This is a genomic window from Comamonas testosteroni TK102 (assembly GCF_000739375.1).
GTDB classification, from domain to species: Bacteria; Pseudomonadota; Gammaproteobacteria; order Burkholderiales; family Burkholderiaceae_C; genus Comamonas; species Comamonas brasiliensis.
Window position 1 is genome coordinate 3892890 of record NZ_CP006704.1, and the last position, 26288, is coordinate 3919177.

Genomic DNA, 26288 nt, shown 5'->3' on the forward strand with positions numbered 1-26288 from the left:
GGCCGCGTTTTGCCAGATCCTGAGCCACCTTTCAAGGTGGCTTTTTCGTTGGAAAAACGGCTGCGAATGACGCCCCGCAGTTCATTGCTGACGTGATCCGTTTAAGGGCATTAAAAGGAGTACTGTGGTGTGAGACGGCCTATCTTGGACCGCCAGCATAGACCGGAGGTCTATATGTCTTTCATCGACAAAACCATCTTCAACATCCGCTCCCGGCTTCCCGCCGTGAAACAGGAAGTCGATTCCCGGACGGTGCCGGATGACGACCGAATCTTTCACACGCCATTTCAAACGGATGCACAGCTGCAGGAGGAATCTCCTGAGCAGATGCTGCGCAAAAAAACGAACCGTCTTTTGCTGCAAGCGGTCCTCAACAAAATCTCTGCCGCTTGAGCAAGCATCTGACCGGAGGTCTATATGTTTTCATTACTTGGCTACAAGCGTCAGTCCGAGTTCTGGCGTGATATGTGGGTGATGCTCCTCGAGCCGATTTCACAGATTCAACCCATCGAATCCAGTCTCGATCCACCACTCGCACCGACACCAAAAGCCCCACAGCCCAGCTCCGAAGCACCTGCTGTCAACGACAAGGTGTGACAGTACCACACGGAGACGCAGCGAGCCCGTAGCCCGCGCGTGTCAGTCCGGAGGTCTATATGTCAGTAAACCGCATCCCATCTTCATTCCTGAAGGTTTGGAGAACAGTCAGACGAGTCTTCGCCAGAGGCGAGCCACTCCCCAGTCCACCCAACATCGAGCAGTGCGGACCTCCTGAAAAAAACAAGCGGAGGCAAAAAGAGAAGCAATCGCGCATGCACCATAGCTATCGTTACTGGTAGCTACAGTGCTCGACAGTCCTCCCACGATTTCGTGGTTTCATTTTCAACAGCCACCTTCCGAGGTGGCTTTTTGGTGCACGGAGATCTCGAGATGTGAGCGTTCGGCCAGCATGCGACATGCATGTGCCTTCCCCCGCAGGGCTCTAACGGGGCCATCCGGTGTGACCACTCGATCAGGTACGGCAGTTCAGGAATGGGCCTGGGCTGGCGGCAATCAGGAGCACGGCGCTTGCGTCTTGGCAACAGTGACCACACCAGATGGTTCTACCTCCTTTGGTGTAAGACGAGCTCCTATTGATCGCCCTAAACGCGTCATGCAGAATTCGACCCCATCTACCTGTTACGCCGGGCCTGGGATATCTCCCCCTCCCTTTCTGACCTCTCCCCAGGCGCGACCCGAAAGGTCACCGGCTCTTTATTCAAGCCCGCAGCAAACGCCAGCGGGCTTTCTTTTGTCATCACCAGCGCTTGCGAAAGACACTGAGTGTTGATCAGTGAAATGCCTAGAGTGCGCCCCACACTTCAACGAGGCCAACCAAGTGAAACAGCCCAATCACAAGACAGATGCCAGATGACACCAGCCAGAAAGTCTGCGTGTTTGCAGGGAACACCGGTTTGAGAAGTGGAAAAGCAACCGCCCGCGCCAGATACACGGCACAGATAGCTGTGAGAGCGAGTTTGGTTAGCGGCAAGGGCTCAATGATGCCAGCTCCGGCCAATGCGTAACCCGCGCAAATGAACCAAATCATTGCGATGAAAAGCGTTATCAGTGCTGGCCTAGGCTTTCCTTGCTCGGCAGCTCGGACCATCCGCTCACTCGCTCCCATCACCCGGTAGGCGGGAGCGCCCATTGCGATACACGCCAAGTGTGCTACTGCGGCAAACGCGCTCAGTGCACCGCCAACGACTAGCGCCGCGATCCCAAACTCGACATGGCTCCCCCATTAACTCTGATGATCTGTCAGCATAACAAGTCGCCATTGCCGAATGAGCACCACAGTTTCAGCGATGCGATGAAGACTTGATCGCCAGATCTCCACAAAACACACTGCTTCTCACCTAACGCCCGCAGCAATCGCTTGCGGGCTTTTTCTTTGCCTACAGGAGACCAAGCATTCGACTCCATCCAGATCCCACACCACAAAGCTGCTGCTCGCCGCGCAATGGGCTCTCACCGGCTTCGGCCTCTTCTGCCTAGTCGGTGCGGCCGTGATCATGGCGCTCACACCCGAAGCCTGGCCCCTCTATGCATTCAGCTTTGATAGCTGCGCGCGATTATTGAACAGGAGATCCTCATGCTCAAGACGATTGTTGACTCCGCGCTAGTCATCGTTGGCGCCCTGCTTATCGTGGCCTGGCTGACTGTGCCTGATGCCCAAGCCGATGACCCCCAAAGCATCACCCCAAGCCTGCGCGACGAGTTCGCCTTCCCGGGCATGCACACCGAGTGGCTGGACGGCAAGACTGTGCAATGCCTGAAAGTGCCGCCGTGACTTCGGCACCCACCTGTTTCCATCCGCCACCGATTCGGTGGCTTTTTCTTTTCTGGAGCTATGCCGCTCAAGGGCAACCGCACGACCGATAGCCGCCAACATCGTGTTAAGTCACAGTCTGTCGGCGCGAGCACTGCGCAATCACAGCCAGGAAGCTAGCAGTACTTCGAGATTCGACCGTATTTTCCCAAGCGCCTCTCTGAAGCGCGCCCCTTCCTCGGCCAGCTTCTCGTGGTCAGGCTCTTGCTGGCTTCTTAGGGCCGTCAAATGTTGATCCAACTTTGCGTGCTGCTTGGCGGCCTGCTCTAAAAGCATCTCGGCTTCTGCTTGATCTGCGGCGTTTGCACTCGCCTTCTGCGCACGCTTCATCAGCACATCGATGTGATTCAGATCAGCTTCGGACTCGCGTATGTGTCTTTCAGCCATTTGCTCAATCGTTTCCATGACCAGCTCCTAGCTGGGGACCAGTGCGTTGAGAACCACGTCAATTTGACCGAAATCTCGCTCCTAAAAGAGCAAAGTAGTCAGATCTACCGTGCCGGCGCCATCACCCCAATATGTAAAGTACCGCATGTCCTCAACCCACAACAAGCTGCACGTTATCCATGACATGAGCCGCAACGCTCAAGCCCCAGTACTCAGCGGCCGCAACCGCCAACTTTTAAATCTGAACGGCCCGTCATTGAGCGGGCTTCGTCATTTCAGGAGTCCATAGGTTCACGAGAATGACCATTTGGCCTACGCATTTCAGGCGCCGACATCATGCAAGCACTAGTGGCGGCCAAGAACCGCAGCGTCAAGGGCAGAGTTGTGGTCGACAAGAAGCGCAACAAAGGCAAGACCAGCAAAAAGGCCATGGTCTTTGCCACCAGCAACGGCGTCGATTCAAGAACCAACGACCACTTTCACATTCATCACGACAAAGTCATCATCGTTGACGGCTCTACCGCAGAAACAGGCTCATTCAACTTTGCACCGTCTGCTGAAACAGCCAACTCAGAGAAAGTCGTTGTCATTCGCGACATGCCTGAAGTTGCGAAGCAGTACATCGCTCACTGGCAGTCACGCGGGGATCTCGGAAAGCCCTATCCGCCCATCGACTTGCTGCCACCTACCCATCTTTACCTGAAGCCCGCACCTGCGGGCTTTTTCTATTTCTGGAGTCTCAATGTTCAAGAGCATGAATATTTCCCACCTGAGCACCAACACCCCAGCCCGCCGCCGCGGGCTTTTTCATTCCGAATGACCTCATGCCAGGAGGGAAGAAGCGTAAGCTGGAGGCCATGTCACGGAGGAGCGAACATGACGAGCAATGCTTCAGTAACCGTACAGACATATCGCTACGAACTGTTGCCCAGCAACCTTCACGCTGATTGGAAAATCATCGTTGACAGGGTTCGCGCAGCCTATGACAAGAAGCCGGAATCGGCGATACAGCTGGAAAACGCTCGACAGCATGGGTTCGGCTTTGTGCGCGCACTCGCGGCAGCTGGACTAGTGACGGTAGCTGGCAAGGCAGACCTGATGGAGCTATTGCTATACCCCAGGTCATCCTGTTGAGTACCGGGATTCCCGGTCCGTAGACGGCTCTGCCCTTTGGCACCTGAGCTCATCCAATGCACATAGCTTTTCGGGCGGGCCAGCGCCCCCGTGCGCAATACGGCTCGCGGCTCACTACTAACTGAGCTGAAGCTGGCCGGCACGACCAGTCACGACCTATCCACCCATCAACAGCCCGCCAATAAGCAGGCTTTTTGCTATCTGGAGCCCTATGCCTACTCCTCAATTCCTACAGCACAACCAAAATGGCTTTGCATGCCTGCCTGCACCTCGCTTCATCGCCGGTTGTTCACCGATCGAAGGACCCATCAATGAATGACACGCTCAACACCATCACCAGCACCATTGCCAGTGAGTTTTCAGATGTCCCAGACGCTGCCCAAGCGACAAGAATCGTGGTTCGCCTGTTTCTGGCGGCCGTCCTGGGTGGGCTCCTCGGCTGGCAACGCGAGGCCAACGGAAAAGCTGCTGGCTTGCGCACCCATATGCTGGTGGCAATGGGATCATCTTTGGTCGTGCTGGTGTCGCTACAGTCTGGTGTGGATACAGCGAATGCTGCACGAGTAGTGCAAGGGGTCATCACTGGCGTCGGCTTTCTCGGTGCCGGGGCGATCCTTAAATCTGATGGAGAGAATTCAGCACCTCATGTAAAGGGCCTGACTACTGCTGCCGGACTTTGGCTCACGGCTGCCATCGGCGTATGCGCAGGACTCGGTGAAGAGGCAACAGCAGTCATCAGCACAATCTTTGCGCTTCTTATCCTGAGCGTGATTCCCATGCTGACAAAAAACAGCCAATCCAGACAGACGACGAAATCAGAATAGTCTCCAAAGGAGGTGCAGGCCGCACATCGGCCTCGCCAGCCACCAAAACTCACAGCCCGCAATAGCGGGCTTTTCTCATTCCGCGGAGAACATGTACCAACAGATGTATCGGAGACTAAGCCGCATCGTGCGCAACGCCCCAGACGACTGCATGCGGCTTCAGCGAAGCGCAAACAGGGCCGCCGTCTCCCATCGTCCCTTGAACGCGTGCCTCAATGACTCCTCCAGAGGAGAGCACGGCGTCGACGACTTCCTGGGGAATAGACGCCAGCTTCAGCTTGGCGCGACGAGTCCAGGGCGAGCCCGCCTGCCCCGCAAGGGTGCCGGAATTGATGTAAACGAAACGTTCGGAAGATGGGCCCTGCGCGAACTCACCCAGGAAATTGACTGCGCCCGTTGCGAGGGGCGATCCCAAGCGAAGCGAGAACTCGAATCGAAGAGGCTCCTGCTGGCCGTCCAATGGATCGAGCAAGTCCGACTTGCCGCGCTGCACGGCGAACCAAACTTCAGGTGGGGCATCGACCACCAGTATTCGTATACGAACGGACTGCGCGGAGTTTGCTTTGCTCATGACGACAAACTGCTTTCACTGCTGGATTTCAACGGTCTCCAAAGGCTCTGACTGTACATGCGTAAAGATGTCATGCAACTGCCAGTTGGAGCAGGCCGTCCGGATACCGCTTATCGAACTGCAGCACTCTCAGTTGCATAACGGACATCTGCGCATGACGGAAGCCGGCCGACTGCTCTACGAGCGCACCGTGCCCTTTCTCGACACTTTGCTCTCCACGCAGGATGAACTTGGTGCGGTACAGTGCGAACTGCGTAGTCCTTTGAGGATGTGCATGCCGGGCTAGGCGCCTAGGCTGCTTGCTCCCGTCATCGCCGAATTCTGTAGCCTCCATCCGGGGATCAAGCTCGAATGCGATACCCGAATGACCGGATTGGAAGTGCTTCGAGAAGACCTCGACCTTTCTATCGTCTTCCACCGAGGTCACCAGGAGGACCGCGCTTTCATCACACGCGAAGTCGCCACACTGCCCAGCATCGTGGTTGCCGCCGCATCCCTGCTGGCCAAGACAGGTATGCCACGCCATGTGCGTGGACTGAAGTCTCTGCCCTGCATCATCACCCTCAGTGCGCTGAAGGGGCAGCCCTGGCAGTTTCAGGATGCTGCGGGCGACATCGTCAAGGTACCGGTTCGCAGCCGCTACCGCGTCAAAAGCGGAGAACTGGCCGTGGCAGGCGCACGGCAAGGCATAGGATTTGCGATTGTGGCGGCCTATCCCTGCCAGGAAGACCTCGCTGCAGGCCGATTGCAGTAGTTGCCACTGAACCTGCGCCCCGCGCCACTGCAATTGCAGGGAGCGTACAGCCATCGCCATTCCGTGACGGGGCGTGTCAGGGCGCTGCTGAAACGGATACAAGTGCGCCTGGCTGCCTCGGCAAAAGTACTGATGACCGGCCTAATCCACGCCATTGACGGCTGGCAGCGGCCTCGCCCGGCCCGACTATCATGCTCAGCGTGGGAATGGCAGTGCGAAGGCAGCAAGCGCAGCTGCAGGTTCATGCACCAGCCAAAGTCCCAAAATTCCCCCTCGGCCTGTTCACCATGCAACTTCCCATCCACATCGTTGACGCATTCACATCCGTCCAGTTCAAAGGCAACCAAGCTGCGGTTGTCTTGCTGGAAGATTGGCTCGCGGAGCCCACACTCCAGGCCATCGCAACGGAAAACAACCTCTCCGAAACCTCCTTCCTGGTTTGGAGCCCTGCGCGAAATGCCTTTGAGATCCGGTGGTTCTCTCCGCTCAAGGAAATCGCATTTTGTGGCCACGCAACGCTGGCCAGTGCATTTGTTCTCTTTGAGGCCGACCGACAACTGCGCAACATAACGTTCTGGGCCGCGGCAGTCGGCGATGTCACAGCAGCAAGAGAGCACACTGGGCGTATCGTCATGACCTTCCCACGCCGAGATGCACGCCCCTTGGGCGAGGTTCCAGCGGCCCTTCTTGAGGGTCTAAGCCCCTCACCCGACCATGTCTGGGTGAATCAACAGGCTTATATGGCTGTCTATACGTCCGAAGCTGGCGTGCGGTCGGTCAAACCCAACCTAGAACTGCTCGAATCTTTGGGCCCATTGGACGTGGTGGTTACGGCACCTGCGGACGTTGGTGCTCCCTACGATTTTGTCAGCCGCTATTTCTGGCCTGCAAACGGCGGGGATGAAGATCCGGTGACCGGCTCCATACACGCAGCACTTGCTCCATACTGGTCCGAGAAACTCCATAAGAAGGTCCTGATTGCGCACCAGGCATCACAGCGCACAGGCACCCTGTTTTGCGAGGTGACCGATTCAAACGTCAAAGTGGCCGGTCACTGTGCTCGTTATTTGACAGGCACTATCACAATCTAGGTGCGCCAGTTTGGAGTGGCGGCTTGGCAACTCGCCTGTGGACATAGGTTGAAGCAGTTGATCTCCAACTTCTGCTCGCGGTCAGAAGCCGCCGCTGGGACTGAATTCCAAACTCAAGTCCACTCAAGTATTGGGAGGCATCGCCAGCGACAGCTTTCGTCTGAATTTAACTGTCCCTCAAAATATGCGCATCTCCGTCTCCTCCATCATCGCAAAGCCAACTGCTGTGCTTTTCTGGCTTTCTCAGGACTACGCACGCAGACTCGAATGGGATAGATATCTTTGCGAGGCATACCTCATTGGGGGCCATCAAACTGCGGCGGTTGGCATCAAGTCTCATTGCAAGAATCGAAGTGGCTCAGTGATTGAGTCGAAGTACATATCGTTTTCTCCCCCTACGCACGCAGCGGTCCTAATGACCAAGGGGCCATGGATCCTTAGCAATTTCGGTGGGACGTGGCGCTTTAAACCACTGCAGGACGGAAAGACAGAAGTTTGCTTCATCTACAACTTTAAGGCCCGTCCTGCGCTTCCAGGATGGATCATTGAACCATTGATCGCTGTGTTCTACCGCAGAGATATGCAGCGTCGTTTGGATGCTTTCACGAAGTGGGCTCAAGCTATAGAGTAGCCCCCATTTGACGTACTCCAGTATCCCCCACTTCACTTGTATTCGGAGTCCGACCTCAATGATTGCTCAGGGTCGAACCAGTCCGTCGCTGCAATCAAAAGCGGCCACGGCGTTCAACGGCTGGTGTCAGTGATTACCGCCATTCAGGTCCTGGCTCCTGAATGACTCAGTTCAGCCAGATTCGCAATTGAGAGTTTCTGGCAAATTGCAGGCCAGTGTGTTTGCACCTGACGCATCTCTTCTGAGTGGAAATCAACAGCGTGGGGATTCAGAGATCCACATGGGCAGCGAGCAAGCGAGTCTTCAGAGATTCAGCGGCAGGACTAAGCACACGCCCTCGCTTCTTTATCAAGCCCAAAGTGCGCCACAGCTGAGGCTCGGTCAGCGGCACACCACGGATCTTCGGATGACTCTCTGGCAGCGCAAGCTGCGGAATGGCTGCCATGCCCAACCCGGCCTCTACAAGAGCGAGTGCGCCGGTGACATGGTTGCATTCGTACCAGGCCATTGGCTGATCCGGCAAGCCCGCCATGACTTGGTCCAAAAGCAGGCGGTTACTGCTCTGATGCGATACCGATACGAGGCGCTCTCCGGCGAGTTCGGTCCATGCAATCTCTGAGCGACATGCCCATGCATGACTGTGCAGCATCGCCAACACGTATCGCTCACGCGTCCAGGTCTCGAATTGGATTCCGGGCTCCTGGCTTCCAGTAAAGCTCACGCCGAAATCTGCTCGACCGCGTACTACGGCATCCAGGACATGGCTTGCATTCTCATCAATGACATGGACTTGAACTTCCGGGTACTCGGCAGCAAAGGCACGCAGTGCATTAGGCAGGAGATGGTTTGCAACCGATGGGATGCAAGCCACCGTCACCGATCCCCGACGAGGCAGGGTCTGATCGTTAACCCGCTGCACTGCAGTCTCAAGGCCCTCTAACGCAGCACGCGCTTCAGTGAGGAACTCCTGGCCAATTGCGGTCAGCTGAACGTGTCTGGTTGTGCGCTCAAGCAGCTTGGTTCCCAAAGCATCTTCCAGGCGCTCAATTCTTCGACTCAACGCCGGCGCTGATAGGCAAAGACGCTCTGCAGCGATGCGAAAGCTTGAATTCTCAGCAGTGGCTACAAAGGCCTGCAGCTCGGAGATGTCGAATTTAATGCGCTCCATGCAATAGTCTACCCATATCTTGCAATTTACAGAATAGTCCCTGAAATTTACGATGGCCGCTTGCACAGAGTTGATTACGACTCGACCAGGAGACAACATGCAAAGACGCCCTCTCGTCCTGGCTGCCGCATTGGCAGCCTGTCTGCCGCCTGCCGGCGCCTACGCCCAGGAATTCCCACCCAAACGGCCCGTCACCATGGTGGTCGGCTTTGCCGCCGGTGGCTCAGCGGACATCGCGGCACGCATCATTGCCAAGAAACTCGGCGAAAACATCGGCCAAAGCGTGGTCGTAGATAACAAACCTGGCGCAGGTGGCAACCTGGCACATGCCCAGGTAGCTCATGGGGCCACAGATGGCTCCGTCTTGTTGTTTGGCTCCATCGGCCCCTTGAGCATCTCACCTCACTTCATGAAAGTGAGCTACGACCCTCTCAAAGATCTCGCCCCCATCACCATGGGCGTGACCTTTCCCAATGTTCTTGTCGTGCCTGCAAGCAAAGGCATCAAAACCTTGGGAGAGTTTGTCGCTGCGGCCAAACGCGAACCGGGCAAGTTGGACTTTGCCTCCACGGGCCCCGGCTCTGCAGCTCACCTGGCGGGAGAATTGCTGAACGACATTGCCAAGATCGATACGGTTCACATTCCCTACAAGGGCGGAGCACCGGCTTTGCAGGACGTGCTGGGAGGGCGCGTGGGCTCTTTCTATGCTGCGCCGCCTACGGCACTGCCGCATATCGAGTCCGGCAAGCTCATTCCGCTCGCGACCACCGGTCTGACACGCCCAGCCTACCTGCCCAATGTACCCACCGTTGCAGAGTCCTATCCCGGCTTCAATGCCACCAATTGGTATGCGTTCGTTGCGCCTGGAAAAACACCCAAACCATTGCTGGACAGATGGAACATTGAACTCGTAAGGGTGCTGAATGCGCCTGAGGTTCGGGCGAACCTGCTCAAGCACGGTCAAACTGCGGCCCCTACCTCGCGTGAAGAACTAGCCAAATTCATTTCGACAGAGAATGAAAAGTGGAGCCGCATCATCCGTGAACGAAAAATCACGGCAGATTGACTGAGCTGCCAGCCGACTGAGATTGCCAAGGCCCATCGCAAACAAGGGGTCTGCGGAGTCGGCCACTGAACTCAGAGGCTGCCGCTCAGTTCCGTCGCAAGGCGGCTTGCAGGACTGGATAGCTTCGATGCTAGTGCCACTGGCCCTTGATCCAGAACCAGTTGCCCAGCTCTCCGCGCCATATCCAACGACCAGGAACCCAAACAATGGGTCGGGCTCGGTGCCGGCGGTCTGTTTTCAACGATGCTCTGCAGCATGGGAGGCACTGTACTCGCCAAGCAGTGGCCTTTATGCCAAACCCACTGGTCTCACTCCCAGCGCCAGCACCGGTTCACCCAATGCCACCGAAGCGACGGCGGTGCGCCTCGCTCTTCGATGATGACTCAGGCATCACGCGCTCTTGGACATGAACCACCGCTAGCCGTGAATGTCGCTCGGGAGCCACGACGCCCCCGATCAACCGAGTACCGACATCAGTCCCAGAGAGAGCAATCCAACCGAGAAGACCTTCTTGAGCCTCTTTCGCCGACCTCACTTGCTGTAGAACAGTCACGCCTATTCTGCAGGTTGCTTGACGCGTCGGCGGCAAGTAAAGCGGCCGTCGCGACAGCCACACCTGCAAGCGCACCAGGCCAACCAAAAAAGCCTCGGCACGGTGACCGAGGCTTGGGAATTAGCGCCAGGGATCAAGCCATCTTTCAGTGCTTCAGCCTGAACCCAGCGACACGCACCTTGCGCTCGAGATATGACAGCCAGATGGCAAAAAGCCCCGACCGTTTCCGATCAGGGCTTTAAGTGGTTGCGAGGGCCGGATTTGAACCAACGACCTTCGGGTTATGAGCCCGACGAGCTACCAGACTGCTCCACCTCGCGATATTCCGCGTCGGGGGCCGACCACCATTCCTAGGCGCCAGCTTCTTTCCCCGACCAAGGCATTCTAGCACATATGTATAAATTCACAGCATGAATCTTCATTCAGTGGCCTACACCATGACCAGAAAATGAACACAGCCCGCTGGCGTACCAAGCGGGCTGTGTTCATTGCAACCTGAGAAGCTTACTTTTTGGCCGCGTCGTGAATCGCTTCCTTCAAGTCACCGGCTTTCTTCTGGGCAGTGCCTTGAACCTGTTTCGCGATGCCCTTGGCTTCCTGTTCAGGGCTGTCAACGAGTTCACCAAACTTCTGCTGAACCTTACCTGCTGCGTCCTTCAACGTGCCCTTGACTTGATCAGTATTCATGATGTTCTCCTTATGAACAAGGCCACGAACTGCGGCCTTGGTTCAAAGGTAAACGCTATGAAGGTTGACTGCCGTGGGACTAGTTTGGGCATCTTTGTGGTAGATACCCTTACACGTTATCAATTGCTCACAACGGTAATTCCAAACCAAAGTTCCGCGGTACACGCGGGCCAGAGCACTGCTGAATCGATGCCAGCGAGAGCATCGCGACCAGGCAGCCACACGTTGCGAAAAAGATCACGCACGAAATGGCGAGATGAACAGGCTGGATGACCAGGACCGAGCGCAACCATCCGCAGGCAAGCGTGGGAGCCACGGGAAAGACGGTAGGGGCTCAAAGCTGACCGATGATTTGAGGAGTGAGCCACGCGCATATGACCGATATAACCGCGAAAGCAGCGCCAGCTCCTGGACGAGATCAGCGCTCAAACCAGCGCCTGGCGCGCAGAGCATTGGTTTGAGTAGAGCGAGCCAATGACACGCATCAACATCACCGAAATATGGGAGCGGCACGGCTACAAGGTCGAACACATTGAACGGGCATGGGTGCACCCCAGCGCAATGTTTATGGGCCTGACGGCGTGCTGCCGATTGAAGATGCTGAGTACATTCAGGAAACAGAAGCGCTGCGCGACCTCGGCCTCATCGATTAACCCATGCCCGCCCTGAGCGGGCTTTTTATAGCCACCCTTTAGCTAGCTTTATTGTGTCTGCAGATTCTGAAACGTGAGCGTTTGGGCAGCCTGCGGCATGCTTATACCCTGCCCGCCCGGCCAGACGGACCATTCGTAATATCCTGGGCGCCTTGCATACAGAGCTGCAGTTTGTTTCAATCTCGGCTTGATAGCTCCGAAGGAGGCGGCTCGATTTGAATTTATTGAAGAAGCACAGAATCAGTTTGTCAGCGGTGACTGCCGCCTTTGTGTTAGGAGCATGCGGTCAAAAAGTGGAGGTTCCACCTGCACATGTTGGCAAGATCATGACCAAAGATGGCTATCAGGAAAGCTTGATCCCCACGTCCAAATTTCGCTTAGGCCAGTGCTGGGCATACTGTGACCGCCTGGTCTTGCTGGATGTATCAGACAAGGCCTATCAGGAGAGCATGAACATCTTCATACCTGAAGATAAGCTGAATCTGGAAGTGACCATCCGCGCGACCTTAAGCATTAATCCAAAGAAAACGGCGGAGCTGTTCAATGCTGTCGCACCGACAGAGGTGACGGGAGATATCTCCACTATTGCAAACGAGCAGGTGTATCGCACCTATGCCAGTCAAATCATTCAAGCCGAGGTACGCGAATACCTGAGCAAGCTCTCTATCAGTGAAATCGCTTCGAGCAATGAAAAGATCAACTCTGACTTGCGGGCACAACTTGGCAAGGCCATCGAATCGTTGACCCCCTTCTCTGTTCGCTTTGTGGGCATCACCAATCTGAAGTACCCCAAAATCATCACGGATGCGCAGGAGTCCGCTGCAGAGCGCCGCGAAGCGATCCAAAAAGAAGAAGCTCAATTGGCGATCTCCAAAGCGCAGTTAGAGCGCGAATTGCAGGAAGCCCGTCTGCAGCGAGCGATTGACAAGGAAAAGGCGGAAACGGAAGCCATGTCTCAAACAGTGCTGGCTCAATCCGTAGACAGTCGGGTTCTTCAGTTGCGCAAGCTGGAAAATGATCGTGCCTGGATCGAAAAGTGGAATGGTCAATTACCCACCACAACGTTGGGTGATGCGGTTCCCATGGTGAGTATTGGCAAATGACGCTGCTCTTCAACCTTCTGCCTTTCATGATCGTGGCAGCAGGTCTTGGCTTGAGTTGGAGGCTAAAGAAGGTTTGGATCCTGCCGGCAACAGTAGCGATCCTGTTTGTGTATTTCCAGGCACAGCCCTCATACCTGCCCAAAGGCGCTACCACTCGCTCAGAGCTTCCTGCATTCCCTGAGTCCGAAGCAAAAATTGAGGACCGCCTCAGCAAGCCTGTTTCTGGCGACGAGCGGGACCAGCGCATGAGGGATGCTGTACAGAAAGGCTTGGATTTCAAGCAGCAGCACTGACCCAGTCACTCGCTCAGCAAAAGCGCCTCAAATGAGGCGCTTTTTTTATCAACCAAAGATGGCACTCACCTCGAAGACGAGAACGTGGGCAATTGGCCAGCATCCGGCAACTATGGCGCGCCTCCGCAAAGCGGAGTGGGGCCATCCTGCGAGACGACTGGAGCAGGTGGGGCCGCTCAGGAGTACGCCAAGGCGACGGCCGATTGAGAGCGCGCGTCGTGAGCGACAGCGGCCACGCCAGACAGCGCATCACCACTTTTAGGTAAGCCGAACTCGTCTTGTTTGCCCCAGAGGCCTCAAGCAGAATTCGACGCAATCCAACAGTTTTGCCGAGCCTGGGCCTTCCCTCCCTCAACCAAATTCCCCAGGCATGACCCGCAAGGTCGTCGGCGCTCTATCCAAGTCCGCAGCAGCCGCTCGCGGGCTTTTTCTTTGTCCAAATGAAATTCCACGCACGCCACTCGCAACCACCAACAATTCATGGCCCTTGCAGCACAGCCTGGGTCATAGAGATGGTTGCTTGCTATTGATGGATATGTGCCACGAAGCGATTCATGACACATCGCGCAAAGGCAAGAAGGAGAAACGGGAGTTCAAGGACGCGGCCAAACCGGGCCGCGCCGACTGGATCGGCACGGTGCCGAGAAGGCCTGTCCATCTTTGCCGGCTCTGCTGGTCACTCAGGCCAAGCCATAGCGCATGGTTGGATCACCCTGGAGCCGTCGGCGGGCTTCTCCTTTGAGCCAAGCCCTGAACCAGAACTGAAAACCAGGACCAAGGCGCCTTGCTGCACGCTGTTGCAGATCGGATATCACTTGACGCATTCCAACCTGACATCCTGGCAGCACTCCTTGGCCGCTCCACGGCCTTCATCCAGCCCAGTCAGCCCGTGATTCAGAACCTCTCCCAGTCGTCCAATGAACCGCTCAACGCTACGGGCTCCTTGGGCGCCCGGGCAGGTGCCGCGGCAGGCGCCAGCATCGTGGCCTTGGTGACAGCGCGTGGCATGGCAGATGTACGAGCTGACGCAGCAGGTGCCTTCGCCTGTCGCTGCGTCACCGTCACGGACGCGCTTGGGCGAACGGGAGCAGCAGTGTCAACGACTGCCCCACCCAAACGAAAGACCCTGACCAGCTCGACCAGACGCGCTGCCTGGCTGCTGAGACTGTCGGCAGCGGCAGAGGATTCCTCTACCAAGGCAGCATTCTGCTGCGTGACCTGGTCCAACTGGTTCACTGCAACATTGACCTGGGAGATGCCCTGTACCTGCTCTTGCGTGGCCGCGCCCACCTCGTCCAGGAGTTCGGCGACGCGCCGAGCCTGCTCGACGACTTCCTGCATGGTTGCGCCAGCCTGATCCACCTGATGGGCGCCGGCGTCAACTTTGGACACGCTTTCACCGATCAGGTCCTTGATTTCCCTGGCAGCCTGCGCCGAGCGATGGGCCAGGGTGCGAACCTCACTGGCGACCACGGCAAAACCACGCCCCTGCTCACCGGCCCGGGCCGCTTCCACTGCAGCATTGAGGGCCAGAATATTGGTCTGAAAGGCAATGGAGTCGATGACACCGATGATGTCGCTAATGCGGCGCGAACTGGCAGTGATGTCTTCCATGGTGCGCACGACCTGACGCACCACCTCACCACCACGGCCTGCCGTCGAGCTGGCGGCATTTGCGAGCTGAGCGGCCGTGCGCACGGTGTCGGCATTCTGGCGCACCGTGGAATTCATCTCTTCCATCGACGCCGCAGTCTCCTCAAGGTTGGACGCTTGCTCTTCGGTTCGCTGGCTCAGGTCTGTGTTGCCTGTCGCAATCTGGTTTGCACCTGTTGCAATGGATTCGCTGCTGGCCCGTACCTCGCCCACGATCTGAGCCAAACGGCCGCGCATCTGGTCCATGGCAGCCAGCACACTGGTTTCGTCGCCCATGCGGCGCTCCACATTCACAGCCAAATTGCCCTGAGCCACCTGTTGCGCGATCTGCACGGCATACGCCGGCTCGCCGCCAAGCTGCCCCCTGACACGGCGCGTGATAGCCCAGGCCACCGTCACACCCAACACAGCTGAAAGCAGGGACAGAATCAGCAATGCGGCGCTGGCAGCCATCACATCCTTGGCTGAGGACTCGGCTGTTGCGGAGGTCATTCGCCGCTGGTAGGCGATCATTTCATCCAGGGCTTCGAGATACTGGCGCTGCAGCTGACGCTGCTCGCCCAGGATCAGGTCGCGTGCGCCCTCCTGATCATTGTCCAGGCCCATCTGTGCCGACTTGTCCAGGGCCGCAATATAGGCGGGACGCAATTGCTCCACTTTTTGCATGTGGACACGCAACTCAGCCGATTTCAGGTTGGTACGCAGTCGCTCAATCACTCCCGCGGCATGCTTGCGCACACTGGTGTAGCGTGCGTGTTCTTCGGCAACCTGAGCTGGGTCTGTCAGCAGGGCCAAGTTGCGCACTTGGCGCTCGATAAGGCCGATATCGTCTCGCAACTCCTGCAACAGCAGCATATTGGCCACACGCTCCTGCGAAAGCACCTGGACTTCCTCGCCGACCTGTACCAACTCCAGCCGAGCATAAGCAGCGACCAGGAAGCCAATCAAGATCACAGTTGCAAATCCAAAGGCAAGCATGCTGCTCAGTTTCATATCTTTCAAAAAGCCCATAGCCATCCTTTATTAACAATAGAAAACAATCTACGTTATTTAAAATAACGTGTCTTTATGTATCTTTTGTAACCAAATAGAGATAGTACATCTTGTCTCATAGGTGATACATCAACCGTCCATGGTGACGGTGGGCTCTTTCCCATTTCAGACAATGTCAAGCGCAGGATGCGGCTTGCAACGCATCGGCTTATGCCAAGACGGCAGCCGGTCTTTGGGCGCAAGGGCCTGTTGAGCCCCTCAAAAAGGGGAGTCAGATGAAGAAGGCGCAGTGCTCCTACAGACCGAGGCAGGCCCAGCCCTCGCCTCGCTGCCGATCCTGGCTGACCCTTAGGCAGAGTCATGTGACTGGATACGCAAGCAAGCACCATGTCACCACACATGGAATTCGGAGCAGCTACACAGCCCGGCCAGAATCAAGTTCGCTTTCTCGATAAGCAGCTGCAAGCCACCAGGCAGTACCTCGGAGCCCGCCCCTGTGCGGGGTTCATCATCTCAGTAGCCCATAGAGGCAAGAACCCGCTCGAGACTCTAGACGCCCCGGGTGTCCACCATCCAGAGCGGCCAGAAAGCAAGACGCGCCGATTGGCGAAGCCACAGCCGGCCCGGCGTCAAGGAATGAGGAATTCCTACGGCTCTGGCTCAAGGTAACCGGCGTGCATGGACAGCGCCTTCATTCCATCAATGAGATAGATGCGTCGTGCGAGATGCCTGGAGTGCAGCACCGGAGCACGGGGCTACTCCTTGCCTGGCACACGTACGGTCTGGCCATGCCTGCGCTGGCCTGGAACTGCCCCCGAGCCTTGCTCCTCACAGACAGGGCAAATGCTCTATCGGCTTTGATTCATACGCTGCGCGAGGGAGGTGATGTAGACCGTGAATATGGGAAAGATCGTCATTCCACAGGTCGCCAGCAGCGCAGTACAGACTTTGCCCAGAGTTGTCTCGGGAACGATGCTGGAGCCCACGGAGGTGACCGTCATGGAAGCCCACCACAGCGCGTGCTCGATCATCGGCGCATGCGAATGCCGGCCAGCCAGGGCCCGTTTCCACAGCGCCGGATCGCCCGTTGCTTCCACATCTCTAGTGACGGATTGGGCCTGGCACACCCAAGCTGGTATATCTTTCACGCCCGATTCACACAGGAGGATGGCCTGCAAATGTCCAAACTCACGAGGCAGCCCCATGGCGTGTCCTGTGTGGAATGCGCCATGACCGCTCGGAGATGGCAATGCGTTACGCACTGCGGATTCCTTCAGTCTTGCCGAGTTGCGGCCAGGGATACCAGTCTTGCGGAACAGACGCCAAGATGCACATGAAAAAGCAGGATTGGCCGAGGCGGCGACTGAGGCGTACTTTACCCACGCCACTGCCTCTCGTGCCTTGTGCCGCTGGATGACCGATTCCATGAGCAATCGCGCACTCGCATATCGCGCCGGATGCAACCACAGTCAGCACACAATCGGACACCGATTTGAGTATGTGATTATTTGATCACTCCAAATGTGAAGAGCGTTTTCCTCAAACGATCCCAGAAAGTAGAGCAGTCATGAAAATCTGTCTGCCAATGCTTGCTGTTGCAATTCCAATATCTGTTCCCCCCTTGACCCAGGCAGCCAGTGGAAGCATCCATTTCGTCGGCCCGATCTCGGCCACTTTGCATTAGGCCGTGTGAGACATGGAAGCTCTCCAGAGATTACAAGCAATGTCCAAGACTAAAGCCTGGAGGGTTCATGGCAAGCAGCCGGTGCAAGCGCTTGAGCCCTATGCAACTGTAATGACCACCGTTTTTTCTACGCCCTCCTCCGTCACCGCAACCGAAGAGCGATATGACGTGCCCTGTTGTTTGGCATGGAGAATGCCCTGGAGGTCTATGCCCCGACCTGCAAGCTCTTTGCTGGCGGAAGCGGGTAGAAGCTGAGCCAGAATATTCACCGCGAATAAAGGGACTCCAAAGCTGTTTTCCAAGGTTCCGGCCACGTATTTTTCCACCGTGATTTTTGACACAAGACGCTTCCTAAAGATGGTGAGTAAACCAGCGTAATATTTTCAGCGGGAAGTCGTCGCCCCTGTTGAATGCTTGCTGACTTAAGTCAACACAGCCATGCATCTCCTCGAAATCAGCGCGTTGAACTGTTCGGCGATATTGGTGCTGACCCATCTTCATGGTTCCTCCCACCTTGATCGAGAGTGTTTAGACACATGCTTGTCATCTGGCGGTGAAGCGAGCCATGCCATGCAAGAGTCAGTTGCAGTCTGAGGCTTTGTGCCTGGCTACTCTCATTAAAAAGTGAGCTTCTCACGTATTGTTTATATGCATTTCACTATGAAAAGTACCTGAAGTCTTTTCTGGTCATACGCTACGCGCTCACTTTTTGATGTCCATGGCCTTGCGGCGAGTGTAGATTTCCTGTCTGCTCTATCAAGGCGCCGTTGACGCCTGGCGTCACGCGCGCAATTGCTCCAGCGTGACCAATGCGGCGAAGACAGGCCTCGCGTGCACCGAACAGCAAGGCTGACTCGCTAGATGCTCTTTCAAGTTCACCCGAAGACAGCCACTCTGTCCGAGTCCCCAACGCCTTGAAAAGTGAGTCATCGCACGTCCCCCTTTTCGGCAGGAATTTGCGCAGCTGCATCCCCTCCCGATCATTCATGCTGCGCTGCAGTAGCCCCGCTTAGGCGGCATGGTTAGACTGCGTGTCCAGTCACTTCTCGGTTCTCGATTTCAAACCACATGTCCCACACACCCTCAAGCTCCAATCTTGCTGCACCAGTGGTGAAGCTTCGCATGCGTGTGATGGCAGATGACATCATTGCCATTGGCCCCGGAAAGATCGAGCTCCTGGAAGCCATCAACGACACCAAATCCATCGCTGCGGCGGCCAAATCCCTGAGCATGTCCTACCGCCGGGCCTGGCTGCTGGTCGATGGCATCAATCAGGCGCTGAAGACCCCCGCAGTGGTCACATCAACCGGCGGCTCTCATGGCGGCGGTACCGCGCTCACCGAAACAGGCCATCAGGTCGTCGCCTTGTATCGGCGCATCGAGCAGCATGCTCTCAAGGCCTGTGAAGCCGATTTGGACCAGCTAGTCGCCATGGTCCGCAGCAGCCAGGCGGGCTGACAACGCCGTCGCCGGCATGCCGCGGCATCGTGCACAACCCGGACGGGCCTCATGCAAAGCATGCGCCCATTGCATTGGGCCCGATCACTTCAGCATGAACTTCACAGCACAGCGCCGCCCCTGCAGCACGGCAACAGGACGCTGAACGCATCGAACCATGCTCGGCGGCCCCGGTAGCAAACCGCATCACAAGTGTTCATCCCGGCATTGGGAGCAAAGCTCAACGCTTCGTAATATATACTGAGATATAGCGAAAGCCGACCTGGCAGATTGCATCTGCCGGGCGTGCAGCGACTTGTTCTGCACTCCGCTGCTCCAGCCTCCCGAACCCTTGCGCTTACGTGAATTGAGATCCATATGGGCAGCGAAAAACTCAGCCTCGAAGAGCGACTGCAGGTGCTGGAAATACTGTTGGAGGAGTCCATATGGGGACTTCACCTCGACCGACCGGAGCAACGCAAGGCCATTGCATCGGCGCTCTACACGCGCCTTGAAGTGGCCAGCCGGCATCAGGCGTACCCTGCAGGCGTGGCCGCTGCCTTGTATGAGCATGCCGATGCGCTGTCCGAGCTGGACAATACGCCTGACCCGCTCAAGCCTCTGTTACGTCCCTTGATCCGATATTCAGGGGCTGATGACTGAATGCTGCCTCCTGAAAGATATGCGCCAGCCGTCACAGCCCTGCGAAGGCAGACATCCGTTCGAGAAGATGCGCGCTCCATGCGCCAGGACATGATCAACCCGCTGGCACCAATCACCGTTCATGGGCTGGTTCGACCACCCCGTTCCTTGTTCGTATTCCACAACGATCATGTCGAGTAGAGGGCTCTAGTGCAGCAAGATCAGATTTCCTACCTGCTGGCCCTCCATCGGCAGCAGGACTGGGCGGCCGCAGCCGCCGCATGTCAACTCTCTCAAGCCCAGCTGAAAAAAGCAGTGGCAGGCGTCGAACGCGAATACGGCTGTGCCCTGGTCAAGACAGGGGCAGTTTTTCGCGGGTTCACGGTGGAAGGCGAGAAGGTTGTTGCCTGGGCGCAAAACTTGTCCGAAGCGCTTTCCACGCTCAAGCAGGTATTTGCCGCTTCAAATAGCAGGAAGGCGATTGCCCCTCTCCTGGAGCGACGCTCCATTTCGCCGAAGCGGCTTGAGGCACCGGGACCAGATCGCCAAGAGATCGATCTGATGATCGAAGCTGCACTCAGCGCACCAGATCATGGCGGCTTGCACCCTTGGCGTGTGCTTGTATTTCCCGCTGATTCCCGCGCGAAGCTGGCAGATTTGTTTGAACAGGAGAAGCTCAGGCGCGACCCTCTGGCGTCCCCTGAGGATATCAAGCGTGCCCGCGAGCACGCCACGCGCAGCCCAGCCTTGCTGGCTTTCGTCATATCGCCCAAGCTGCGCATGCGAGTGCCGGAGCGTGAGCAATGCCTGGCAGCCGGCTGCGCACTGAGTAACCTCCTGAATGCAGCACATCAGCTCGGCTATGGCGCCATCATGCTCAGCGGTGAACGCTGCTTCGACTCCTTGCTCTGCACGGAACTGGGGGTCGAGTCCACGGAGTATCTGGCAGGATTCATCAGCCTGGGCAGTGTTGCTGTGACCCCGCCGCCGCGAAAGCCTGCCATGCTCGATGCGGTAAGAGCCGTCTGGGGCCCGGGCGTGCCAGAGCCGGCCCAGCGCAACGGCTGCCGCGATTCAATGCCCAGCACAGCAGTTACCGAGTCGCAAAAGCCTCACTGAGCGTTGTGCACGCCTCCCCGAAAGTACATGCCGCAAACAGGTTTCCAAGCGAAGTAAACGCGGCCATGCGAGCAACGCTGGCAGGAGAAATGAAAACAGGCCTCAACCTGTTTTCGCAATTGGCCGCTCGAACTTCCGGAGCAAGAAGAACGCCAGCGCGGCCAGCCCGGCCAGCACCAGGGACAGCGCATTCGCACAGTCTGCTTCCGACCCCAGTACATGGTTGTAGACAGCCAGCGACAGTGTTTCGGTGCGCCCGCTGATATTGCCTCCCAGCATCAGCGAAATACCGACCTCTCCCATCGACCGCCCGGCGGCCAGCACCAGGCCAGCCAAGATGCCAAGCCTGCCCAGCGGCAACTCGATCTTGATGATCACTTGCCAAGGTCGTGCCCCCAGCGTCGCAGCCACCTCACGCAATGAGTCATCCAGTTCGGCGAAGGCAGCTTGAGCAGGTTTGACCATCAGCGGCAGGCCAGCGACCACCGCAGCGATGACCAGGCCTGTTTCACTGAAGACCCAATGTGGTCTCCAATCCTGCGGCAACCAGGCCAGCAGCCAGCCCTCTCTCCCGAGCAATAGCAGCAGTACATAGCCAATGACGATCGGCGGAAAGACGAGGGGCAAGGTCACCAGTGCATCGAGCAAGGCCTTGCCGCGAAAGCTGCAACGGGCCAGAACCCAGGCCAGCGGGACGCCAAGCGCCAGTTGCAGCAGCACGCTCCAACCCATCACTTTCAGAGTGAGCGGAAAGGACGTCCAGGCACAAGTCTCGGGGAGCAAATCAGTCCGCCAAAAGCTCAGAGGCCATTGGCGGTCATGATGCGCCGGGCAGTGTCGCCTTGCATAAAGGCCTGAAACCGGCTCTGCGACTCGGTAAGTGCACGATCCCTGACGGTGCCGAGCGATATTTCTATGGGGTCGTAGCAACTCTGGGGCAGTTCGAGCATGGGGCCTGCGCGACCGGCAAGCGCCAACGCCTCGGTCTTGTTCACAAACCCTGCATCGACCTCGCCGGAGCTTAAGTAGCTCCCCACCTGAGGCACACCTTCAACCTCGAGCAGCTTGGACGACAGCGCATCGGCGAGGTGAAGTCGCTTCACGCAAGCATCGGCTGCGCCGCCAAATACCGTCCGGGTGCGATGAGGAAGTGCAACCCGGCCGAAGGCTGCGTCTTTCAGATCCTCAGGGCTGCTTAGCGACTTGCCCTTGCGGGCCACCAGAACCAGCCGGCCTGTCCCGAGACGGTCGAAGCGGCTGAAAAGTCCGGTGGGCTCCAGCAGACTCTTGTCACCAATCAGAAAGGCGACTTCCCGGTTCTGCCGAGCCTGGGTCTCGATCTGCTTGATATGCCCGAAGGCAGCCTGCGCTTCAACTCCCGTTTGCTTGCGAAACGCCTCAATCAGTTCAAGCACCGGCTTGCGATAGCCTCCCATCGCGGCAACCAGTACGGTCTCGGCGGCCCTTGCGGGCGTGCTGGCAAGCAGCGTGGCCACGCAGGCCAGCCCCAGAAGGTTGCGAGCGAAGACGCGTCGCGAAAAATGGAGCCCTCGATTTCGATTCAGATCAAGGGGGCCGGCGTTATCGGTAATAGCAATCGACATTCAGAACTTCGGTAGAAGATGGCATCTGTGTTGCAACGCACACGTTATATTCGACGGAATATAACACTAGGAAACAAGAGATCACCGCCTATGACCGACACCATCACCCTACGCCCCATTGGCATCATCCATAGCCCTTTTCAAAGCACGCAGGGCATGCCGATACAGACCGTGGCGGCGGCCGATGCGGAAGGCGAGCTGGAGATCCTCGAAGAATTCACCGCAGGATTGCGTGATATCGAAGGCTTTGAATTTCTCATCCTGCTCACCCATCTGCACCAAGCCGTGGAGAAGCTGGAAGTCGTGCCGTTTATGGATACCGTGAGCCACGGGGTGTTTGCCACGCGCGCTCCGGCCCGGCCCAACCGGATTGGTCTGTCCATCGTGAAGCTGGTGCACCTGAATGAGCGCATATTGCGCTTTCGCGGCAACGACATGCTGGACGGCACCCCCGTGATAGACATCAAGCCTTACGTTCCCCAGCTGGATGTGCGCCAGACGGAGCGCATTGGCTGGTTTGGTCATGGCCTGCAACGTCTACCTGCCACGGTCTCGGATGACCGCATGTCCTGATCCGGTTGGGAGCCTGCAATCCGCTGCTGACTCCCGTCGTGACGCCTAATCTGCCGCGTCGAGGGTCAAGCGATTCGCCGCAGCCGGCGACATTCGGATTCGCTTCTGCAATTCGCTGCGCCTGGCTGCACGAAACGAACGAGAGCAGCAAGGGGCCGCTGAGGTGGGGCCCTGGCATCTGGGGTCACTCGCAGAGCAATTGGCTCGACTGCGAGAAAACATGAACAGCCCAACGAGCATCAGGATATAGACCCCTGGCGGAGGGGCATTGGCGAATGGGCTGCATCGAGTGCCTGAACCCATGGCAAGTCAGACATTCGTCGCAGGGACTTCTCTCCCCATCCTCATACGCCCCGCATTCATCAACAACATACCCAGAATGGAAGCCGCGCCGCCCTCCAGCAACGATCTGGTGACGGGCTCCTGCAGCCAGAGGCTGGACCACAGCATGCCAAACAGTGGCACCAGTGCCATATATGCGGCAGCCACTCCGGCACCCAGCTGTTGTACGCCTTTCAGATACCAGACGTTTGCCAGCGCCGTGGCCCCCAGCGCCAGTGCCACCAGGCTGTACCAGGCTGCAGCAGTCGCCTTCAACAGGCCGGCCCATGCAGAGCCCCCCTCCTGCACGAAACTCGCCACCAACAGCAGCACCGCCCCCATGCAGGCAGTCACCGTTGTCGCGGTGAGCGCATCCACGCTGGTCAGCACGACGCGTCCAATCAAGGTGTACGCGACCCAGCAAGCAGCGCAGCCCAGCAGCAGCCACTCTCCGGCACCAGAAGAAGACATCAGAGCGGCTGGAGCACCATCACTGAGCGCATACAAAGTGCCCATCACGGCCAAACCCAGGCCCAGGCACATGACGGTGTTCACGCGTTCACGAAACAGCAGCACCGCAAAAAGCATGGTCAACACCGGATTAAGCGCCACCACCGTAGCCGCCTTGCCTGCAGGCACTGTCTTGAGTGCCAGCAAAAAGAACACCGAGTAGCCCAGCACCCCTACGGCGCAAGCACAGGCCAGGCCCGCCCATTGGCTCCCCCCAAGGGTGCGCAATGCACTCATGCGGCCGCTGCGATACAGCCACAACAGCAGCAACAGGCTGGCCAGCCAGAAGCGCAGGCTGGCTGCAGCCAGCGGGGGCATGGCCTGGGCGACGATGCGCCCCCATGGCCAGGAAGCGCCCCACAGGGCAGCCATGGCAATCAGTCCCATATGGGTTGAGGTTCGTGAGGTGTTCATGCCAGCTACTATCTGCTAATCGGAACTCATCGTCGAATGAGCAAAAACTCATGACATTCACGCAACTCGAAGTCTTTGCCGCACTCGCCCGGATGGGCAGTTTCTCGCGCGCAGCGGCCGTACTCGGTATTTCTCAAAGTGGCGTCAGCCATGCCATCAAACAGCTGGAAACAGCGCTGGGCGTCACGCTTGTCAAGCGGGAAGGCGCTGCCGCAACATTGACCGAGGTGGGCGCCCGGCTACTGATCCGTGCCAACGACGTCCTCCAGCAGAAAGAGGCCTTGCAGCAGGAAGCCGATGCAGAAACACGGCATTGCCCGGGGCCGCTTGCGCATTGCGTCCTTTGGTGCCACTTCGTCGCTGCAGCTGCTGCCAAAGCTACTGGCACGCTTTCAGAATGAGCACCCCTTGGTCGAGGTGCACATTGAGGAAGCCACCGACAGCGTGGTCGTTCAATGGCTGCTGGAGCGGCGCGTGGAACTGGGCTTTGTCACCTTGCCCGATGAGCGCTTCGACACCCTGACCCTGGCCAAAGACGAACTGGTGGCAGTGATGCCTGCTACGCATTTCCTGGCGTCCCGATCCGCCATCGGCGCCATGGACCTGCATGGACAGCCCTTTATCCGAACCAGCGCTGGCTCAGGCCCCCACATCGATGCATTTCTGGCCAGCCACGGGGCCGAACCCAGAACGCTATTCAGGTTTGAGCAGCTCACCTCCATGATGGGCTTTGTCGCACAAGGCAGTGCCGTCACTATTGCCGCGCGTCTGGCTCTGCCTGTCCCACCTGCAGGTGTGGTCTATCGCCCGCTGAAGCCTCGTTGCCGCCGTGAAATAGCATTGGCCGCATTGCGCTTTGACAAACTCTCGCCGGCTGCCCTCGCCTTCGTCGAACTGGCCCGCAAAAGCCGAAGCAGCCTGAAGCTCGAATAGTCGTATCCGACCAGGCTTTGCCTGACAGTGGCTGAGCCCGCTGCGGTCTTGAGCAAGCATGAATCAGCAACGGCTTTGCTGCTCCTCAAATCGCTGCAGGGCTCGTATCGGCGCCTGCCATGGCTTCCCGATCTGCTCACGCAATCGACAGTCCCGGAATGCCATGGTCGCGGCATGCCCATCAGGCATACTTTTTGGCGCCAGAGACACAGACCACCGCAAGCAAAGTCACGACAAGCATCGACCAGCTCACGGACTCGTTCAGCAGCAGAGCCGCAAGGCCCAGGCCCATAAAAGGCTGCAGCAGCTGCAGCTGGCCGACTGCCGCTATGCCGCCCTGGGCCAGGCCGCGATACCAGAACACAAAACCGATAAGCTGACTGAAGAGTGCCACATAGGCAAAGCTGAGCCAAGCGTGCATGCCGACATTCGCCAAGGCCGGCGGAGTCGTCCACAGCGCAATAGGCAGCATCACAGGCAAGGACAGGATGAGTGCCCAGCTGATGACCTGCCAGCCCCCTAGCTTGCGCGAAAGACGAGCGCCCTCCGCATAGCCCATGCCGCAAACGACGACGGCGGCGAGCATCAGCAAATCACCGGTGAGGGATGCCTGCGCCCCTCCCATTGCCGCATAACCTGCAACCACCGCAGCGCCCGCTGCCGAGAAGACCCAGAACAGCGGCCGAGGACGCTCGCCACCGCGCAGCACGGCAAAGGCCGCGGTACACAGCGGCAACAAGCCGACAAATACGATGGAGTGCGCCGAAGTCACGTGCTGCAGCGCCAGCGCTGTAAACAATGGAAATCCGACGACCACGCCCGCTGCGGTAATTGCCAGTGATGGCAGATCGGCCAACGATGGTCGGCGCTCCCGTTGCAAAAGCAGCAGCAGCCAGGCCAAAAGCGCTGCAACTGCAGCGCGTGCGCATGTCAGAAATGTGGGATTCAAATCTGCGACGGCCACGCGAGTGGCAGGCAACGATCCGGCAAAGATGGCGACGCCAATCATCCCGTTGACCCATCCGCCAGTACTTTTCTCCATTCAAGGCTCCTCAATCGAGCCTTGAGTACATCATGATGCCTGTGCGTCAACCATGCACAAAACAGCACAGTTTAAAG

Annotated in this window: 26 protein-coding genes, 1 tRNA gene and 2 pseudogenes; 17 read left to right on the plus strand and 12 right to left on the minus strand. The window is 57.6% G+C overall.

What is annotated here, in order from left to right; translation table 11 throughout:
- Window positions 1–174: 174 nt before the first annotated feature.
- From O987_RS17645 to O987_RS17655, 3 genes are all read left to right on the plus strand, one after another.
- The gene (locus O987_RS17645; protein ID WP_003053657.1) at window positions 175–393 is read left to right on the plus strand and encodes a hypothetical protein; all 219 of its coding nucleotides are present in this window, start codon (window positions 175–177) and stop codon (window positions 391–393) included.
- Between the two features lie 24 nt (window positions 394–417).
- On the plus strand, window positions 418–597 hold the full coding sequence (locus tag O987_RS28275) for a hypothetical protein (protein ID WP_003053654.1): 180 nt from the start codon (window positions 418–420) through the stop codon (window positions 595–597).
- Between the two features lie 1537 nt (window positions 598–2134).
- On the plus strand, window positions 2135–2332 hold the full coding sequence (locus O987_RS17655; protein ID WP_019042093.1) for a hypothetical protein: 198 nt from the start codon (window positions 2135–2137) through the stop codon (window positions 2330–2332).
- Window positions 2333–2473: 141 nt separating this feature from the next.
- Here the strand turns inward: O987_RS17655 and O987_RS17660 are convergent, their stop codons facing one another.
- Window positions 2474–2776: a hypothetical protein gene (locus O987_RS17660; RefSeq protein WP_019042094.1), complete on the minus strand. Its 303-nt coding sequence runs from the start codon at window positions 2774–2776 to the stop codon at window positions 2474–2476.
- 318 nt (window positions 2777–3094) lie between these two features.
- Between O987_RS17660 and O987_RS29530 the strand changes: the two genes are divergently transcribed.
- A complete protein-coding gene (locus O987_RS29530; protein WP_235214176.1) occupies window positions 3095–3892 on the plus strand; it encodes a phospholipase D-like domain-containing protein in 798 nt (265 codons plus the stop codon).
- A gap of 311 nt (window positions 3893–4203) precedes the next feature.
- Window positions 4204–4716, plus strand: coding sequence for an MgtC/SapB family protein (locus O987_RS17675; protein WP_003053647.1), 513 nt, complete (start codon window positions 4204–4206; stop codon window positions 4714–4716).
- A 115-nt stretch (window positions 4717–4831) separates the two neighbouring features.
- On the opposite strand, the gene O987_RS17680 is transcribed toward O987_RS17675, so the two are convergent.
- Window positions 4832–5287 (minus strand): DUF5990 family protein, encoded by a 456-nt coding sequence (locus tag O987_RS17680; protein WP_003053646.1) that lies wholly within the window; start codon window positions 5285–5287, stop codon window positions 4832–4834.
- Here O987_RS17680 and O987_RS17685 point away from each other — a divergent pair.
- The 3 genes and pseudogenes from O987_RS17685 to O987_RS17695 form a co-directional block, all read left to right on the plus strand.
- Window positions 5286–6155, plus strand: a pseudogene (locus O987_RS17685) (substrate binding domain-containing protein); the annotation flags it as partial. The gene O987_RS17680 and the pseudogene O987_RS17685 overlap by 2 nt on opposite strands.
- Window positions 6156–6328: 173 nt before the next feature.
- Window positions 6329–7132 (plus strand): PhzF family phenazine biosynthesis protein, encoded by an 804-nt coding sequence (locus O987_RS17690; protein ID WP_043376621.1) that lies wholly within the window; start codon window positions 6329–6331, stop codon window positions 7130–7132.
- A gap of 184 nt (window positions 7133–7316) precedes the next feature.
- Complete coding sequence (locus O987_RS17695; protein ID WP_043373811.1) at window positions 7317–7763, plus strand: SRPBCC family protein; 447 nt, start codon at window positions 7317–7319, stop codon at window positions 7761–7763.
- Between the two features lie 268 nt (window positions 7764–8031).
- Here O987_RS17695 and O987_RS17700 read toward each other — a convergent pair whose 3' ends face one another.
- On the minus strand, window positions 8032–8931 hold the full coding sequence (locus O987_RS17700; protein WP_043373812.1) for a LysR family transcriptional regulator: 900 nt from the start codon (window positions 8929–8931) through the stop codon (window positions 8032–8034).
- 97 nt (window positions 8932–9028) lie between these two features.
- Between O987_RS17700 and O987_RS17705 the strand changes: the two genes are divergently transcribed.
- The gene (locus tag O987_RS17705) at window positions 9029–9997 is read left to right on the plus strand and encodes a Bug family tripartite tricarboxylate transporter substrate binding protein (RefSeq protein WP_043373815.1); all 969 of its coding nucleotides are present in this window, start codon (window positions 9029–9031) and stop codon (window positions 9995–9997) included.
- Between the two features lie 796 nt (window positions 9998–10793).
- Here the strand turns inward: O987_RS17705 and O987_RS17710 are convergent.
- A tRNA-Met gene (locus O987_RS17710) sits at window positions 10794–10870 on the minus strand.
- A 184-nt stretch (window positions 10871–11054) separates the two neighbouring features.
- Entirely contained in the window at window positions 11055–11237 is a 183-nt protein-coding gene (locus tag O987_RS17715) for a CsbD family protein (protein ID WP_003053637.1), read from the minus strand.
- Between the two features lie 868 nt (window positions 11238–12105).
- On the opposite strand from O987_RS17715, the gene O987_RS17720 reads away from it, so the two are divergent.
- The 3 genes from O987_RS17720 to O987_RS28865 all read left to right on the plus strand — a co-directional run bounded on the left by O987_RS17720 (window position 12106) and on the right by O987_RS28865 (window position 14028).
- Complete coding sequence (locus tag O987_RS17720; RefSeq protein WP_003053633.1) at window positions 12106–12993, plus strand: SPFH domain-containing protein; 888 nt, start codon at window positions 12106–12108, stop codon at window positions 12991–12993.
- Window positions 12990–13286 carry a hypothetical protein gene (locus O987_RS17725; RefSeq protein WP_043373818.1) on the plus strand — a complete coding sequence of 99 codons (297 nt, stop codon included), beginning with the start codon at window positions 12990–12992 and terminating at the stop codon, window positions 13284–13286. Before O987_RS17720 ends, O987_RS17725 begins: the two co-directional genes overlap by 4 nt.
- A 370-nt stretch (window positions 13287–13656) precedes the next feature.
- Window positions 13657–14028 carry a hypothetical protein gene (locus O987_RS28865; RefSeq protein ID WP_144244937.1) on the plus strand — a complete coding sequence of 124 codons (372 nt, stop codon included), beginning with the start codon at window positions 13657–13659 and terminating at the stop codon, window positions 14026–14028.
- A gap of 152 nt (window positions 14029–14180) precedes the next feature.
- Here the strand turns inward: O987_RS28865 and O987_RS17730 are convergent, their stop codons facing one another.
- The 3 genes from O987_RS17730 to O987_RS17740 form a co-directional block, all read right to left on the minus strand.
- Window positions 14181–15950: a methyl-accepting chemotaxis protein gene (locus tag O987_RS17730; RefSeq protein ID WP_144244938.1), complete on the minus strand. Its 1770-nt coding sequence runs from the start codon at window positions 15948–15950 to the stop codon at window positions 14181–14183.
- Between the two features lie 830 nt (window positions 15951–16780).
- Window positions 16781–17359 carry a potassium channel family protein gene (locus tag O987_RS29535; protein ID WP_235214177.1) on the minus strand — a complete coding sequence of 193 codons (579 nt, stop codon included), beginning with the start codon at window positions 17357–17359 and terminating at the stop codon, window positions 16781–16783.
- Window positions 17360–17714: 355 nt separating this feature from the next.
- A complete protein-coding gene (locus tag O987_RS17740) occupies window positions 17715–17957 on the minus strand; it encodes a hypothetical protein (RefSeq protein WP_043373825.1) in 243 nt (80 codons plus the stop codon).
- A 781-nt stretch (window positions 17958–18738) separates the two neighbouring features.
- Between O987_RS17740 and O987_RS17745 the strand changes: the two genes are divergently transcribed.
- The 3 genes from O987_RS17745 (at window position 18739) to O987_RS17755 (ending at window position 20814) form a co-directional block, all read left to right on the plus strand.
- Window positions 18739–19074, plus strand: a complete 336-nt coding sequence (locus tag O987_RS17745; RefSeq protein WP_043376623.1) for a winged helix-turn-helix domain-containing protein — start codon at window positions 18739–18741, stop codon at window positions 19072–19074.
- Between the two features lie 357 nt (window positions 19075–19431).
- Window positions 19432–19716, plus strand: coding sequence for a hypothetical protein (locus O987_RS17750; RefSeq protein ID WP_003053624.1), 285 nt, complete (start codon window positions 19432–19434; stop codon window positions 19714–19716).
- A 189-nt stretch (window positions 19717–19905) separates the two neighbouring features.
- Entirely contained in the window at window positions 19906–20814 is a 909-nt protein-coding gene (locus tag O987_RS17755) for a nitroreductase family protein (RefSeq protein WP_043373828.1), read from the plus strand.
- Between the two features lie 102 nt (window positions 20815–20916).
- On the opposite strand, the gene modB is transcribed toward O987_RS17755, so the two are convergent.
- Together modB and modA are read right to left on the minus strand one after the other, a co-directional pair.
- Window positions 20917–21597, minus strand: a complete 681-nt coding sequence (gene modB, locus O987_RS17760) for a molybdate ABC transporter permease subunit (RefSeq protein ID WP_268746915.1) — start codon at window positions 21595–21597, stop codon at window positions 20917–20919.
- Window positions 21598–21614: 17 nt separating this feature from the next.
- On the minus strand, window positions 21615–22418 hold the full coding sequence (gene modA, locus O987_RS17765) for a molybdate ABC transporter substrate-binding protein (RefSeq protein ID WP_019042108.1): 804 nt from the start codon (window positions 22416–22418) through the stop codon (window positions 21615–21617).
- A 90-nt stretch (window positions 22419–22508) separates the two neighbouring features.
- Between modA and tsaA the strand changes: the two genes are divergently transcribed.
- On the plus strand, window positions 22509–22991 hold the full coding sequence (gene tsaA, locus O987_RS17770) for a tRNA (N6-threonylcarbamoyladenosine(37)-N6)-methyltransferase TrmO (protein ID WP_043373834.1): 483 nt from the start codon (window positions 22509–22511) through the stop codon (window positions 22989–22991).
- A 309-nt stretch (window positions 22992–23300) separates the two neighbouring features.
- On the opposite strand, the gene O987_RS17775 is transcribed toward tsaA, so the two are convergent.
- Window positions 23301–24236, minus strand: a complete 936-nt coding sequence (locus tag O987_RS17775) for a DMT family transporter (RefSeq protein WP_043373837.1) — start codon at window positions 24234–24236, stop codon at window positions 23301–23303.
- A 50-nt stretch (window positions 24237–24286) separates the two neighbouring features.
- On the opposite strand from O987_RS17775, the pseudogene O987_RS17780 reads away from it, so the two are divergent.
- Window positions 24287–25169 (plus strand): annotated as a pseudogene (locus O987_RS17780) (LysR family transcriptional regulator).
- A 181-nt stretch (window positions 25170–25350) separates the two neighbouring features.
- Here the strand turns inward: O987_RS17780 and O987_RS17785 are convergent.
- Window positions 25351–26211 (minus strand): DMT family transporter, encoded by an 861-nt coding sequence (locus tag O987_RS17785; RefSeq protein ID WP_003053617.1) that lies wholly within the window; start codon window positions 26209–26211, stop codon window positions 25351–25353.
- Window positions 26212–26288 lie beyond the last annotated feature (77 nt).

Coding starts and splice junctions, on each gene's coding strand:
- O987_RS17680 (WP_003053646.1), bottom strand. CDS start 5,287: ATGAGCAAAGCAAACTCCGCGCAGTCCGTTCGTATACGAATACTGGTG.
- O987_RS29535 (WP_235214177.1), bottom strand. CDS start 17,359: ATGGAATCGGTCATCCAGCGGCACAAGGCACGAGAGGCAGTGGCGTGG.
- O987_RS17700 (WP_043373812.1), bottom strand. CDS start 8,931: ATGGAGCGCATTAAATTCGACATCTCCGAGCTGCAGGCCTTTGTAGCC.
- modA (WP_019042108.1), bottom strand. CDS start 22,418: ATGTCGATTGCTATTACCGATAACGCCGGCCCCCTTGATCTGAATCGA.
- O987_RS17655 (WP_019042093.1), top strand. CDS start 2,135: ATGCTCAAGACGATTGTTGACTCCGCGCTAGTCATCGTTGGCGCCCTG.
- O987_RS17715 (WP_003053637.1), bottom strand. CDS start 11,237: ATGAATACTGATCAAGTCAAGGGCACGTTGAAGGACGCAGCAGGTAAG.
- O987_RS17745 (WP_043376623.1), top strand. CDS start 18,739: ATGCGTGTGATGGCAGATGACATCATTGCCATTGGCCCCGGAAAGATC.
- O987_RS17705 (WP_043373815.1), top strand. CDS start 9,029: ATGCAAAGACGCCCTCTCGTCCTGGCTGCCGCATTGGCAGCCTGTCTG.
- O987_RS17695 (WP_043373811.1), top strand. CDS start 7,317: ATGCGCATCTCCGTCTCCTCCATCATCGCAAAGCCAACTGCTGTGCTT.
- O987_RS29530 (WP_235214176.1), top strand. CDS start 3,095: ATGCAAGCACTAGTGGCGGCCAAGAACCGCAGCGTCAAGGGCAGAGTT.
- O987_RS17675 (WP_003053647.1), top strand. CDS start 4,204: ATGAATGACACGCTCAACACCATCACCAGCACCATTGCCAGTGAGTTT.
- O987_RS28275 (WP_003053654.1), top strand. CDS start 418: ATGTTTTCATTACTTGGCTACAAGCGTCAGTCCGAGTTCTGGCGTGAT.
- O987_RS28865 (WP_144244937.1), top strand. CDS start 13,657: ATGACCCGCAAGGTCGTCGGCGCTCTATCCAAGTCCGCAGCAGCCGCT.
- O987_RS17730 (WP_144244938.1), bottom strand. CDS start 15,950: ATGGGCTTTTTGAAAGATATGAAACTGAGCAGCATGCTTGCCTTTGGA.
- O987_RS17785 (WP_003053617.1), bottom strand. CDS start 26,211: ATGGAGAAAAGTACTGGCGGATGGGTCAACGGGATGATTGGCGTCGCC.
- O987_RS17690 (WP_043376621.1), top strand. CDS start 6,329: ATGCAACTTCCCATCCACATCGTTGACGCATTCACATCCGTCCAGTTC.
- O987_RS17660 (WP_019042094.1), bottom strand. CDS start 2,776: ATGGAAACGATTGAGCAAATGGCTGAAAGACACATACGCGAGTCCGAA.
- O987_RS17645 (WP_003053657.1), top strand. CDS start 175: ATGTCTTTCATCGACAAAACCATCTTCAACATCCGCTCCCGGCTTCCC.
- O987_RS17775 (WP_043373837.1), bottom strand. CDS start 24,236: ATGAACACCTCACGAACCTCAACCCATATGGGACTGATTGCCATGGCT.
- O987_RS17725 (WP_043373818.1), top strand. CDS start 12,990: ATGACGCTGCTCTTCAACCTTCTGCCTTTCATGATCGTGGCAGCAGGT.
- tsaA (WP_043373834.1), top strand. CDS start 22,509: ATGACCGACACCATCACCCTACGCCCCATTGGCATCATCCATAGCCCT.
- O987_RS17750 (WP_003053624.1), top strand. CDS start 19,432: ATGGGCAGCGAAAAACTCAGCCTCGAAGAGCGACTGCAGGTGCTGGAA.